We start from the raw sequence: 12,355 nt of genomic DNA, 5'->3' as shown, positions 1-12,355 counted from the left end.
CGGGACATGGGCTACTGGGGGTACTTCGTCGTCGGGCGCGATGAGCGGCCGCTGGCGGAGCTTGCGGCACTGGCCGGCGCGCCGGGCATGACCCTGCGTCAGGAGGCGCCGGGCGGCTGGCAGGTGTGGGAGTACCCGAGCGGCGAGGGCGACATCGGCAACATGCACGAACTCGCCGCGCAGACCGGCGCGCCGGCGCTGTTCGGGTACGTGATGGACAGCGACTGCGCGGTGGTGGAGGCGGCGGGTCCGCAGAGCGGGGCGTGGACCACGTGCCTGGCCCGCGAGGCGATGGGGGACCGGCTCGGCGCGGGGGAGGGGCTCGTCCTGGAGGACTACTTCCTCCAGCCGCGCGACGCCGCCGAACGGGCCGTCGCCTGGGCCGCCGAGGCCGGGCACACCGTGGCGGCGCAGCCCCTGCTCGACGTGCTCACCGCGGACCCCGAGCCGTTGGCCGAAAACCTCTTCTTCCAGCTGCTCGACCGGCTCGGTGTGGTGCCCCTGTGACACTCCTGGGCCGTCGCACGCAGTAAGGGGAAATGCGGGCTCCGTTAAGGAAGGGCCCGGTGGAGCCCCACAAAGGCCCCGCAGAAGGAGGCGTGGATGAGCCTGGTTGAGCTGATCGCTCAGGCCGACGAACGCGGACTGGCCGCCAGTGGGCTGGCTTGTTTGGATCGGTGCGTACCGCTGCTGGGCGGTGACGACGAACTGCTGCGGCCCCTGTGGGCGAGCCTCGCCGATCCGGCCGGCCCCGGTGACTGGGCCGACCGTCTGGAACAGGTCCGCGGCAAGGCCGACGGCACCCGCCCCGCGGAGGAGGCCGACGACGAGGCCGTCCTGCTCGCCCGCCGGATGCTGGCGGCGGCTCCGGACGACTGGGAGTCCGCCGGGATGCGGGTGTGGGCCGACGCCTGCTCGGTCGCCTCGCTGCGGATCCACCGGACGCTCGACCTGGTCGACGACGAGGCGTCCTCGGTCGACGCCCGCCGCGAGGGCCGCACGGAGGGCATGTCGCCGCTGGTCGCGGCCGAACTCCGGCGCCAGATCACCGTCCTGGAGCTGCTCGCCGGGCACGGCACGGGCGGAGTGCGCCCGGCGCTGGAGGTGTCCACCGAGGGCCGGCGCATCCTGCGCGCCGTCGTGTCGCGGCGGGCGCGGGGGCGGGTCTGAGGCGGCCGCACGCCGGGCGCGCCACGTGGGTCGCCCGGCCACGGCGCCCGGGAGGCGGACCGCACCGGGAGGCGGACCGCACCGGGGGAGCACACCGCACCGGGGAGCACCCGGGCCGGGGAGCGGACCGCACCGGGAGGCGGACCGCACCGCCCCGGGGGAGCGCACCGCACCGGGAGGCGGACCGCACCGCCCCGGGGGAGCGCACCGCACCGGGAGGCGGACCGCACCGGGCCGGGGGAGCGCACCGCACCGGGGGAGCGCACCGGGCTGGGGGAGCGCACCGCACCGGGGGAGCACCCCGGGCCGGGGAGCGCACCGCACCGGGCCGCTCTCCTCGATGCTGAGGATGCCCCGGCCGATGTCCTCGGCGTCTAGGGGGACCAGCGCCGTGCGGCGGTCGTAGACGAGGACCAGTTCCGGCAGATCGTCCGCGACCTTGATCTCGGCCCCGCCCGCGAACAGTTGCCGCAGGTGTGCCACCGCCGCCGGGTCCCGCAGCACGTCGGCGCGGACCAGGGTCCGCACGCGCACGCCACGGAGCGGACGGCGGAGGTCGACGCCCCGCTCGGGCGCCGCGGGGACCAGGGCCTCGCGCGGCAGCACCGCCAGGATCTCCGAGCACGCGGTGAAGGCCGCTCGGGCATGGGCCCGCCCGAGCGCCTCGACCTGGTGCAGCGCCACGGCGGCCTCGGCGGCGCCGGCCGCGAGAGCCGGGGCGTCCCGTCGCAGGGACCGCAGGATGAACCGGGTGTCCGCGAGCTGGCGCAGGGTCCGGTGGGCCGCGTCCAGCCGCTTCTCGGTCAGGCTCGCCACCGCGACATCGGGGTCGGCGGCCCAGGTGGCGCCGCCGTCACCGTGCAGCAGACCCAGGTCGTACAGCCGGGCCACCGCTCGGGCCACCTCCGTGCCGTCCGCGCGCAGCCGGTCGACGGCGAGCTGTGCGGGTGTGCCGGGGTTCCGCAGGAAGTGCCGGTAGACGTCCTCCTCGGTGCTGGTGAGACCGAGTACCGACATGAGGTGGCTCTCCATGCCCCTCCCCCCGGGGCCGACGGCGCGACGCAGCACAAGCTAGTCGGGGAGCGGGCGTTCGGAGTCTCACGGGCGTCTCAGGTTCCGGCGGGCCTCACACGGCCCTCGCTCATCGCCCTCCGGGGCGGCCCCGGAACCGAAGCAACGGCCGGGGCCGCCACCCCCCACAGGAGAGGCCCCGGCCGTCGCGCGGCACGGGCCGCGCGGCGACCCGTACTCCCTACAGCGCCATGAGTGCGTTTTCTGTCACACCCCGGCGCGATCCGAGGGTATCGCTCCTTGTACGGACATGGACGAGCAGCGGTTTCAGGTCGTAACGTGCCTTTCGCGCAGGGCGGGGAAAAGTTGAAGGATCACCGACCGATCACTGGTTCATCGCTGACACCCGTCCGCCGGCCGCGAGCCGCGGCCGCACACCGACCATCTACCGAGGTACCGAGTGCTGGGGGACGACGCGGAGCTGACGGCCGCGGTGCTTGCGGCGCAGGACGGGGACGAGACCGCGTTCCGGACTGTGTACCGCTCGGTGCATCCGCGGCTGCTCGGGTACGTACGGACACTCGTCGGAGACCCGGACGCCGAGGACGTGGCGTCGGAGTCCTGGCTTCAGATAGCGCGTGACCTGGACCGCTTCAGCGGGGACGCGGACCGCTTCCGCGGCTGGGCCGCCCGGATAGCCCGCAACCGCGCGCTGGACCACATACGCATGCGCGGCCGCCGCCCCGCGATAGGCGGCGACGAGACGGAACTGACCGGCCGGCCCGCCGAGTCCGACACCGCGGGTGAGGCCATCGAGGCGCTGGCCACCGACGGCACCCTCTCCCTGATCTCCCGGCTGCCGCAGGACCAGGCCGAGGCCGTCGTCCTGCGGGTGGTCGTCGGCCTGGACGCGAAGACCGCGGCGGAGACCCTGGGCAAGCGCCCGGGCGCGGTCCGCACCGCGGCGCACCGGGGTCTGAAGCGCCTCGCCGAACTCCTCGGCGACCCCCCGGAGAGCGATCCGGAAGCGGCCGGCGTCCTCGACGCGCTGCCGCCCCAGCGAGCGCCGCGCGGCCGCGCGGTGACGTCCGCCGGTGTGACGCATACGCGGCCGCGGACGCAGAAGGATGTGTGATGGCCGACGAGCAGTACAGGTGGCTGGACCCGGAAACGGCGGAACGTCTGCTGAGCGGGGAGCCACTGGAAGCTGTCGAACCGGCCCACCGCGATCATGCGGAACGCCTCGCCAAGACGCTTGAGTCGCTGACCGCCGAACCTCCACCGCCGCAGGCCGAACTCCCCGGCGAGGCAGCCGCGTTGGCCGCGTTCCGGGCCGCCCGCACCGAGCGCGCGGCCGCCCCCTCCGCCCCCGGCCGGCGGACCCGCTCCGACTCCTTCGACGCCGGGCTCGTCCGCATCGGCGGAGCCGCGCGCGACGCCCGCCGCTCCCGCTGGGCCCGTCCGGTGCGCTTCGGGCTCGCCGCCGTGCTCGCCGCCGGCATGGTCGGCGGGGTGGCCGTCGCCGCCGGAACGGGAGCGCTGCCCACCCCCTTCGACGGCGAGGAACCGACGCCCGCCGCCTCGGTCTCGGCCGCCGTGCCGCCCGAGCCGCCGCTGGTGTCGCCGCCCGCCGAGGACATCGTGGAGAGCCGGCCGGCGCCCAGTGGGTCCGGCGCGCCCGCCCCGGGCCCGAGCGCCTCCCCGGAGACCACGACGGGCGGTGCCGACCCCGGCACGGCGACCGGTGAACGCGCGGAGGCCACCGGCCGTTGGCGTGAGGCGGCCGTCTCCGCCTGCCGTGACCTGCGCGACGGAGTCCACCTCGGCGGCGACCGCAGACGGGTCCTGGAGGGCGCCGCGGGCGGCTGGGCCCGCGTGTCGACGTACTGCACGAGCCTGCTCCGCGACCCGGGGACCGGGACGGACACCGACGACGGCGGTGACGGCGCCGGCGACGGCCGTGGGTTCGGGCAGGACGAGGACGACGACCGGGGCGGCGACGGCGACGGGAACGACGACCGCGACCGGGGGGACGACGACCGCGGTGGCGCGCGGGACTCCGGGGAGGACCGGAACGGCGACGGCCGCGACCGTGAGGGCGACCGCCGTACCGAGGCCGCCGGCACCGGCGCGACCGCGCTCCCGGAGACCCTCCCGAAAGCCCTCCCGAGGGTGTTCCCGACCGCCCCGGGCGCCCCTGCCGTACCGGCCGTCCCCGGTGTCCCGGACGGCTCGTCCGACTCTGCTGCGTGATGCCCGGCAGGCCCCGACGGCGCACCGTCTGACCTGCTGTTTCGCAAGTGGCTGAACCTTTTTTCGCACAGGGTGTGACGTTTTCCGTGAACCCGGCGCAGTATGCAGTGAGCCGACTGGTCATCGGCCCTTGCACAGAGCCGGGGTTCCCCCCGTACCTACGGCTCGTGCACCTGGCGCGGGCGGGACACGTTCCCCCGGTCCCGCCCGCGCCCCACACAGCTACCAGGACACGACGACCTTGTCGCCGTCGCGTACCTGGTCGAACAGGTCGGCGATGGCCGCCTCGTCCCGGACGTTCACGCAGCCGTGCGAGGCACCCGCGTACCCGCGGGCCGCGAAGTCCGACGAGAAGTGCACGGCCTGGCCCCCGCTGAAGAACATCGCGTACGGCATCGGCGAGTCGTAGAGCGTGGAGTGGTGGTCGCGGGACTTCCAGTAGACCTGGAAGACGCCCTCCCGGGTCGGCGTGTACTCCGAGCCGAAGCGCACCGACACCGTGGACAGGGTGCGGCCGCCGACCATCCAGCGCAGCGTGCGGCTCGTCTTGTCGACGCACAGCACCCGGCCGGTCAGACAGCGCGGATCGGGCTCGGCGGCCGGCTGCCCGCCCATCAGGTACAGATCCCACTTCCCCGGTTCCCGGGTCATCCTCAGCAGCCGCTCCCAGGTGACCGAGTCCGTCCGCCCGGTCCTCGGCAGCCCGCGCTTGCCCTGGAACCCCTTGACCGCCCGCTCGGTCAGATCGTCGTACGTCCCCGTCGGCCCGTCGAACAGCCAGGCGACCTGGCGCAGCCGGGCCTGGAGTTCACGGACGTCCCGGCCGGTGTCACCGCGCGACCAGAGCACCTCGGGCTCGTCGCGCCCGTCGGGCTCCGGCTTGTCGTCGTCCGGTCGCGCGGAGGCCGGGGAGGAGGCGGACGGCTTGTCGCCGGGCAGCTCGACCCGGACGGGGGAGCCCCCCTCGCCGTCCGCGGCCTGTACGGTGCAGCCACCGCACACGACCGCGAGCGCCGCCGCCGCGGCCAGCGCCCCAGTGGTTCTCCTGCTTCTCATCCGGCCCCCCACGATGCCCGTCACGTCCACTGAGATGCTCCCCGCGGATGACTGGTTGCGAACGGCGGGGCATGGTTGTGACCGGGGCCGCATCGAGGCTGTGAGGAAGGTCCCAGCGTGCTGCACTCCTCCGGGCGCGCACCACGCCGCTACAGTCCGTCGAAGGGTCAGTCTGTACCAGTGAGTAACCAGCATCAGCGAGCGAACCGCTCGGCGGGAGGCAACACACCATGGCGCGCGAGTCGGAGTCCGGACTGCCCATCGAACCGGTCTACGGACCGGACGACCTCGCGGGCTGGGACGCCGCCGAGAAGCTGGGCGAACCGGGCTCGTACCCCTTCACCCGCGGTGTGTACCCGTCGATGTACACCGGCCGCCCCTGGACCATGCGCCAGTACGCCGGCTTCGGCACCGCCACCGAGTCCAACGCCCGCTACAAGCAGCTGATCGCCAACGGCACGATGGGTCTGTCGGTCGCCTTCGACCTGCCCACCCAGATGGGCCACGACTCCGACGCGGCGATCGCGCACGGCGAGGTCGGCAAGGTCGGCGTCGCGATCGACTCGGTCGAGGACATGCGGGTGCTGTTCGGCGGGATCCCGCTGGACAAGGTCTCCACGTCGATGACCATCAACGCCCCGGCCGCCCTGCTGCTGCTCATGTACCAGCTGGTCGGCGAGGAGCAGGGCGTGCCGGCCGCGCAGCTCACCGGCACCATCCAGAACGACGTGCTGAAGGAGTACATCGCGCGCGGGACGTACATCTTCCCGCCGAAGCCCTCGCTGCGGCTGATCGCCGACATCTTCAAGTACTGCAAGGCCGAGATCCCGAAGTGGAACACCATCTCGATCTCCGGCTACCACATGGCGGAGGCGGGCGCGTCCCCGGCGCAGGAGATCGCCTTCACCCTCGCGGACGGCATCGAGTACGTCCGTACGGCGGTCGCCGCCGGCATGGACGTCGACGACTTCGCCCCCCGCCTGTCGTTCTTCTTCGTGGCCCGCACGACGATCCTGGAGGAAGTCGCCAAGTTCCGCGCGGCCCGGCGGATCTGGGCCCGGGTGATGCGGGAGGAGTTCGGCGCCAAGAACCCCAAGTCGCTGATGCTGCGCTTCCACACGCAGACGGCCGGCGTCCAGCTCACCGCCCAGCAGCCCGAGGTCAACCTGGTCCGGGTGGCCGTCCAGGGCCTCGCCGCGGTGCTCGGCGGCACCCAGTCCCTGCACACCAACTCCTTCGACGAGGCCATCGCGCTGCCCACCGACAAGTCGGCCCGGCTCGCCCTGCGCACCCAGCAGGTGCTGGCCTACGAGACGGACGTGACGGCCACGGTCGACCCCTTCGCGGGCTCCTACGTCATCGAGAAGATGACGGACGAGGTGGAGACGGCCGCGCTGGAGCTGATGCGCAAGGTGGAGGACCTCGGCGGCGCGGTCACCGCCATCGAGCACGGCTTCCAGAAGAACGAGATCGAGCGCAGCGCCTACCGGATCGCCCAGGAGACCGACTCGGGCGAACGCGTCGTCGTCGGCGTCAACCGCTTCCAGCTGGACGCCGAGGAGCCCTACGAGCCGCTGCGGGTGGACCCGGCGATCGAGGCCCAGCAGGCGGAGCGGCTGGCCAAGCTGCGCGCCGAGCGCGACCAGGAGGCGGTGGACGCGGCCCTGGCGGCCCTGAAGAAGGCCGCCGAGGGCGAGGACAACGTCCTGTACCCGATGAAGGACGCGCTGCGGGCCCGCGCCACGGTCGGCGAGGTGTGCAACGCCCTGCGGGAGATCTGGGGCACCTACGTGCCCTCGGACGCCTTCTGACCTGCGCGTCGGGCGGTTGACCGTCTCAGCCGCCGAAACCCCGGAACGGAGTGTCGTACCCCCGTGCGACACTCCGTTCCATGTTCGGCGTCATCGACCTCCCCACCTATCTCGCGGGCCTGATCCTCATCGTCCTGCTGCCCGGCCCCAACTCGCTCTACGTGCTGTCCGTGGCCGCCCGCCGGGGCGTGCGGTCCGGGTACACCGCGGCGGCCGGCGTGTGGTGCGGGGACACCGTGCTGATGACCCTCTCCGCGGCCGGTGTCGCCTCGCTGCTCCAGACCAACGCCGTGCTGTTCGGGATCGTGAAGTACGCCGGCGCCGGCTATCTGACCTGGCTGGCGGTCGGGATGCTGCGGGCCGCGCTCGGGATGTGGCGCTCGCGCAGGGAGCTGACGGTTGAGGAGGCCCCGGTGGCCGCCGCCGACGAGCGGCCCTACCGCCGGGCGTTCGTGATCAGCCTCCTGAACCCCAAGGCGATCCTGTTCTTCGTCGCCTTCTTCGTTCAGTTCGTGGACCCCGGGTACGCCTACCCGGCCCTGTCCTTCGTCGTGCTCGGCACCTTCGCGCAGCTCGCGAGCTTCCTGTACCTGAGCGCGCTGATATTCGGCGGCACCCGGCTCGCGGCCGCCTTCCGACGCCGCAAGCGGCTGTCGGCGGGGGCCACTTCGGCGGCCGGCGCGCTCTTCCTCGGTTTCGCGGCGAAGCTGTCACTGGCGAGCGCCGCCTGACCGGCGGTCCCGCGCGCGTCTAGACCCCGAGCGGGGCGAGGTACGCGCGCAGGCCCTCGGGGCTGTCGCCGGCCCAGCCCACATAGCCGTCCGGCCGGACCAGGAACAGGCCCGTGCCGTACGAGGGCTGCTCCGCGCCGACGGCCACCCGCACCCCGGCGGGCGGCTCCGGCGCCTCGGCGCCCACCGCCACCAGCGTCCAGTGCGGGCCCCGGAACACGTCGAACAGCCGCACGTCGCCCAGGGTGCCGTCCGGCGCCCGGTCGCCGGCCCGCAGCGCGTCCGGCGCGGTGCGGGTCTCCCGGGTGAGGGACGAGTCGCGGTAGCCGAGCCCCAGCTGGCGGGTGGCGCCGCCGCGCCGGATCTCCCCGCGGTGCACGCCGGTGGTCAGGCCCAGCATCTGCGCGGCGATCGGCCGGCGCTCCTCCTCGTAGGTGTCCAGCAGGGCCGCGTCCGCCCCGCCGCGCAGTACCGCGCCCAGCTTCCAGCCGAGGTTGTAGGCGTCCTGGACGCTGGTGTTCAGACCCTGGCCGCCCGCCGGGGGGTGGATGTGCGCCGCGTCCCCGGCGAGGAAGACCCGTCCGGCGCGGAAGGCGTCGGCGAGCGCCGCCCGGGGCCGGAAGTCCGAGGCCCAGCGGACCTCGGTGATGTCCTCGGGGGCGAGGTGGGAGCGGGCGCTCACGGTCTTGCGGATGCCCTCCGGGGAGAGGTCCACGGTCGTGTCCGCCGGGAACTGGGCCACCACCTGGAAGTCCTCGGTGCCCGCGAGCGGGCAGACGGCCAGGAAGCCCTCGCCCTCCCCGGCGGGCGGGAAGACATGCCAGTTGTCGCGGTCCAGCCCGCTGATCCGCACGTCGGCCACCAGCATCGGCTGCGGGTCCACGGTCTCCCCGGTCATCCCGATGCCCAGCGCCCGCCGCACCGTCGAGCGGCCCCCGTCCGCGGCGACCGCGTACCGGGCGCGGACCCGCTCCCCGGTGCCCAGCAGAGCCGTGACCCCGTCCGCGTCCCGGTCCAGCGAGACCACCTCGCGCCCGAAGGCGACCCGCCCGCCCAGCTCCTCCAGCCGGGCGAAGAGGATCTCCTGGGTCCGCCACTGCGGCACCATCCACGGCTCGTCGTACGGCGCGTCCTCGCTCGCCTCGGCCGGGTCGAACATGTGGTGCTCGCCGGCCCGGCGGCCGTCCTGCCAGATCATCCCGACCGGATAGGTGCCACCCGCCGCCCGGATCGCCTCGCGCACGCCCAGGTCGTCGAAGACCTCCATGGTCCGTGGCTGGATCCCCTTGCCCCGCGAGCCGGGGAACAGCGCCCCGGCCCGCTCCACGACCAGCGCGGCCACCCCGCGCCGGGCCAGGTCGACCCCCAGGGCCAGTCCGGTCGGCCCGGCCCCCACGATCAGGACATCCGTATCCATGACATCCGTCGCATTCATGACTCTTCTCCTTAACGGCGTTAAGCGGCTTCGCCTCCGAGCATGGCCTTAACGCCGTTAAGCTGTCAACCGTGAACACGGAACGCCGAGCCCCCCTCGACCGCCGCCGGGTCGCCGCCACCGCCCTGGAGCTGCTGAACGAGTCCGGCCTGGACGGCCTGACCCTGCGCGCCATCGCCAAGGAGCTGGACGTCAAGGCGCCGGCCCTGTACTGGCACTTCAAGGACAAGCAGGCGCTGCTGGACGAGATGGCGACCGAGATGTACCGCCGGATGGTCGCGGGCGCGGCCCTCGACCCCGCCGACACCTGGCAGGGGCGCCTGCTGAAGGCCAACCGGGGCCTGCGCACGGCCCTGCTCGGCTACCGCGACGGCGCCCGGGTCTTCAGCGGCTCACGCTTCACCGGGATCGAGCACGCCGAGCAGATGGAGTCGACGCTGGCCCTGTTCACGGCCGCCGGCTTCGAGCTGCCCCAGGCGGTCCGGGCGACGTCGACGACGTACGCGTACACCCTCGGCTTCGTCATCGAGGAGCAGGGCGTCAAGCCGCTGCCGGACGAGCGCAGGGAGGGGTACGACGTGGCGGAGCGGGCCCGCGCGCTGGCCGGCTTCCCGCTGTCGGCGGCGGCCGGCGCGGAGATCTTCGAGGACCACGACCGGCACTTCGAGGAGGGTCTCGCGCTGGTGATCGCGGGCATCGAGGCCCGCTACGGGCCCGGCTGAACCGGCGGCACGGGCCCGGCCGGGTCTCAGACCCGGCTCGTCATCCGGCGCCGTACCGCCCTGGTCACGATCGGCGGCAGCAGGTCCACCGCGATCCGCCGCGACCGGGACCGCCGGGGCCGGCCGGCCGCGGGCGCGGCCACCGGAACCGGGGCGGGCGCCACGTAGTGCCGGGACGGCGGGAAGGGCGGCGGCCGCATGCCCCGCGCCCGGACCCGCACCAGCCGGTGCCCGGCGGCCTGCTGCACGCTCAGTCCGCAGTCCTCCCGGGACCGCAGCGTCGCCAGCAGCTCCTCCTGGACCGGCTCCGGGTCCCCCCAGGTGCCGTACAGCTTCTGCGTGCTCAGGCAGACCGGGCGCAGGCCCCGGTTGAGCACGGCCTCCCAGGTGGCGACCGAGACGCCCGGGGTGTGCTCGGAGCGGAAGTCGTCGAGCACCACGATCCCGTCGGGCACCAGCAGCTCGCGCGCCGCGCCGATGTCGTCGTACACGTGCTCGTACAGGTGCGAGGCGTCGATGTGGACGAAGCGGCAGCTGCCGGGCGGGACCTCGTGCGCCACGACCGAGCTGGGCGCCTGGAGGACCCGGGGGAGCGTGTCGTGGAAGGACAGGTAGTTCCGCTCGAAGGCCTGCCGGGTCAGGGACGCGTACGACTTCGAGGTCTCGGCCCGGTTCGCGCCGTCCGGGGCGTCGCTCTCGAACAGGTCGCAGACCGTGAAGGTCTCGCCGGGCCGCAGATGCCGGCCGAGCAGGATCGCGCTCTTGCCCAGGTAGACCCCCAGCTCCAGCAGGTCGCCGCGTTCGCCGAGGGACCGTTGGCGGTCGAGGAGCCAGGTGAACAGCGTCTGGTCCAGGGCCGGGAACCAGCCCGGCACATCGCCGAGCTCACCGGGGAGGACGTGTGTCTGCGGTGCGTTGGCCATGCGGTGAGCCTGCTCACTTGCGTCCGGGCGATCCGTCACCGGGTCGAACCCCCGGTGAACAGCGGTCGTTCGCCAGCCTCGCCCGGCCCGGAGGTCAGCGCACTCTGGAGAGGGCCGTTCGGATGCGCGGGGTGAGCGGCTTCTCGACGTAACGGTTCAGCAGCCAGGCGAGCAGCAGCATCGAGGCGATCGTCAGGGCGAAGGTGGCCCCCGAGGGCAGGCCGAGGTCGCGGTGCAGGGTCTCGATGACGACCCAGCCGAGGTGCTCGTGGACCAGGTAGAAGGGGTACGTCAGCGCCCCGGCCACGGTCAGCCAGCGCCAGTTCACCCGGTTCAGCCGCCCCAGCGCGATGGCCGCGACCGCCAGGAAGCCCAGGGTCACCACCAGGACGATCCCGTACGAGGTCCGGTTGGCGAAGGCGTCCTCGCTCGCCGGGCGCCACAGGTTCCGCACCGCGTAGTGCTGCCCGATCAGCCAGCTGACGCCGACGATGCCCCAGGCGTAGGCGTCCCGGTGGTTGCGGTGGACGAGGTACAGGCCGACGCCGCCGATGAAGAAGGGCGCGTACTCGGGCATCAGCACGAGGTCCAGCAGCGGCTCGTTCGCGGCCTCGGCGATCACCGCGGCCAGCGTCCACAGACCGCAGAACATGATGACCCGCTGCCGGTTCGCGCCGGGCAGCACGACGCACAGCGCGAACAGCGCGTAGAAGCGGACCTCCGCCCACAGCGTCCAGCACACCCCGAGCACCCGGTCGGCGCCGAGCGGCTGCTGAAGCATGGTCAGGTTCAGCAGCGCGTCACTCGGCGAGACCGCCTCGTAGGCGACCACCGGCAGCGCGAACACGGCGGTGACCAGCAGGACCGCCACCCAGTAGGCGGGCAGCAGCCGGGCCGCGCGGGAGGCGAAGAAGGACTTCAGCGGCCGTCCCCAGCCGCTCATGCAGATCACGAACCCGCTGATGACGAAGAAGATCTGGACGCCGAGACAGCCGTAGGCGAAGTACTCGTGGAGCGTGGGGAACTGGACCGTCGGCGAGCTGCCCCAGGCGGCGGTCACCTCGCCGCCCCGGCCGCCGTAGTGGTACGCGGCCACCATCAGCGCCGCGACCAGCCGCAGCCCGTCCAGGGCCCGCAGCCGGGTCTCCCTGGGCGCCGTCCGTTCCGCCCGCCGGGGCGGCTCGATCACCGGTCGGACGGTCATGCTGGTCACGGAAATCCCCTTGCCAGGTTTTCTCAGGAG

11 protein-coding genes are annotated in these 12,355 nt (G+C 73.5%); 7 read left to right on the top strand and 4 right to left on the bottom strand.

The genetic code is table 11. The annotated features are described in order from the left end of the window. Positions 1-6: 6 nt before the first annotated feature. The 4 genes from AB0E07_RS33050 (at position 7) to AB0E07_RS33035 (ending at position 4,434) form a co-directional block, all read left to right on the top strand. Positions 7-507 (top strand): hypothetical protein, encoded by a 501-nt coding sequence (locus AB0E07_RS33050; RefSeq protein ID WP_362260375.1) that lies wholly within the window; start codon positions 7-9, stop codon positions 505-507. A 96-nt stretch (positions 508-603) separates the two neighbouring features. Then, a complete protein-coding gene (locus AB0E07_RS33045) occupies positions 604-1,170 on the top strand; it encodes a hypothetical protein (protein WP_362260373.1) in 567 nt (188 codons plus the stop codon). A gap of 1,471 nt (positions 1,171-2,641) precedes the next feature. Next, entirely contained in the window at positions 2,642-3,316 is a 675-nt protein-coding gene (locus AB0E07_RS33040) for an RNA polymerase sigma factor (protein WP_362260371.1), read from the top strand. Beyond that, positions 3,316-4,434 (top strand): hypothetical protein, encoded by a 1,119-nt coding sequence (locus AB0E07_RS33035; RefSeq protein ID WP_362260369.1) that lies wholly within the window; start codon positions 3,316-3,318, stop codon positions 4,432-4,434. The genes AB0E07_RS33040 and AB0E07_RS33035 overlap by 1 nt, the downstream gene beginning before the upstream one ends. A gap of 222 nt (positions 4,435-4,656) precedes the next feature. Here the strand turns inward: AB0E07_RS33035 and AB0E07_RS33030 are convergent, their stop codons facing one another. After that, positions 4,657-5,490 (bottom strand): L,D-transpeptidase family protein, encoded by an 834-nt coding sequence (locus tag AB0E07_RS33030; RefSeq protein ID WP_362260367.1) that lies wholly within the window; start codon positions 5,488-5,490, stop codon positions 4,657-4,659. A 230-nt stretch (positions 5,491-5,720) separates the two neighbouring features. On the opposite strand from AB0E07_RS33030, the gene AB0E07_RS33025 reads away from it, so the two are divergent. Further along, positions 5,721-7,301 carry a methylmalonyl-CoA mutase family protein gene (locus AB0E07_RS33025; RefSeq protein WP_362260365.1) on the top strand — a complete coding sequence of 527 codons (1,581 nt, stop codon included), beginning with the start codon at positions 5,721-5,723 and terminating at the stop codon, positions 7,299-7,301. Positions 7,302-7,381: 80 nt separating this feature from the next. Continuing rightward, positions 7,382-8,032: a leucine efflux protein LeuE gene (gene leuE, locus AB0E07_RS33020; protein WP_362260363.1), complete on the top strand. Its 651-nt coding sequence runs from the start codon at positions 7,382-7,384 to the stop codon at positions 8,030-8,032. 19 nt (positions 8,033-8,051) lie between these two features. On the opposite strand, the gene AB0E07_RS33015 is transcribed toward leuE, so the two are convergent. Continuing rightward, positions 8,052-9,449, bottom strand: a complete 1,398-nt coding sequence (locus AB0E07_RS33015) for an FAD-dependent oxidoreductase (RefSeq protein ID WP_362260406.1) — start codon at positions 9,447-9,449, stop codon at positions 8,052-8,054. An 89-nt stretch (positions 9,450-9,538) separates the two neighbouring features. On the opposite strand from AB0E07_RS33015, the gene AB0E07_RS33010 reads away from it, so the two are divergent. Beyond that, a complete protein-coding gene (locus AB0E07_RS33010) occupies positions 9,539-10,189 on the top strand; it encodes a TetR/AcrR family transcriptional regulator (RefSeq protein WP_362260361.1) in 651 nt (216 codons plus the stop codon). A 26-nt stretch (positions 10,190-10,215) separates the two neighbouring features. On the opposite strand, the gene AB0E07_RS33005 is transcribed toward AB0E07_RS33010, so the two are convergent. Together AB0E07_RS33005 and AB0E07_RS33000 are read right to left on the bottom strand one after the other, a co-directional pair. Beyond that, on the bottom strand, positions 10,216-11,112 hold the full coding sequence (locus AB0E07_RS33005; RefSeq protein ID WP_362260359.1) for a class I SAM-dependent methyltransferase: 897 nt from the start codon (positions 11,110-11,112) through the stop codon (positions 10,216-10,218). 94 nt (positions 11,113-11,206) lie between these two features. Beyond that, positions 11,207-12,316 (bottom strand): acyltransferase, encoded by a 1,110-nt coding sequence (locus AB0E07_RS33000; RefSeq protein WP_362260404.1) that lies wholly within the window; start codon positions 12,314-12,316, stop codon positions 11,207-11,209. Positions 12,317-12,355: the final 39 nt, after the last annotated feature.

The organism is Streptomyces sp. NPDC048002 (assembly GCF_040653275.1).
GTDB lineage: Bacteria > Actinomycetota > Actinomycetes > Streptomycetales > Streptomycetaceae > Streptomyces.
This window is presented reverse-complemented; position numbering and strand designations above follow the sequence as displayed.

Bases quoted from the DNA above. Each gene is read 5' to 3' on its own strand.
- AB0E07_RS33050 (WP_362260375.1), top strand. From the start codon at position 7: ATGGGCTACTGGGGGTACTTCGTCGTCGGGCGCGATGAGCGGCCGCTG.
- AB0E07_RS33045 (WP_362260373.1), top strand. From the start codon at position 604: ATGAGCCTGGTTGAGCTGATCGCTCAGGCCGACGAACGCGGACTGGCC.
- AB0E07_RS33035 (WP_362260369.1), top strand. From the start codon at position 3,316: ATGGCCGACGAGCAGTACAGGTGGCTGGACCCGGAAACGGCGGAACGT.
- AB0E07_RS33030 (WP_362260367.1), bottom strand. From the start codon at position 5,490: ATGAGAAGCAGGAGAACCACTGGGGCGCTGGCCGCGGCGGCGGCGCTC.
- AB0E07_RS33025 (WP_362260365.1), top strand. From the start codon at position 5,721: ATGGCGCGCGAGTCGGAGTCCGGACTGCCCATCGAACCGGTCTACGGA.
- leuE (WP_362260363.1), top strand. From the start codon at position 7,382: ATGTTCGGCGTCATCGACCTCCCCACCTATCTCGCGGGCCTGATCCTC.
- AB0E07_RS33015 (WP_362260406.1), bottom strand. From the start codon at position 9,449: ATGGATACGGATGTCCTGATCGTGGGGGCCGGGCCGACCGGACTGGCC.
- AB0E07_RS33005 (WP_362260359.1), bottom strand. From the start codon at position 11,112: ATGGCCAACGCACCGCAGACACACGTCCTCCCCGGTGAGCTCGGCGAT.
- AB0E07_RS33000 (WP_362260404.1), bottom strand. From the start codon at position 12,316: ATGACCGTCCGACCGGTGATCGAGCCGCCCCGGCGGGCGGAACGGACG.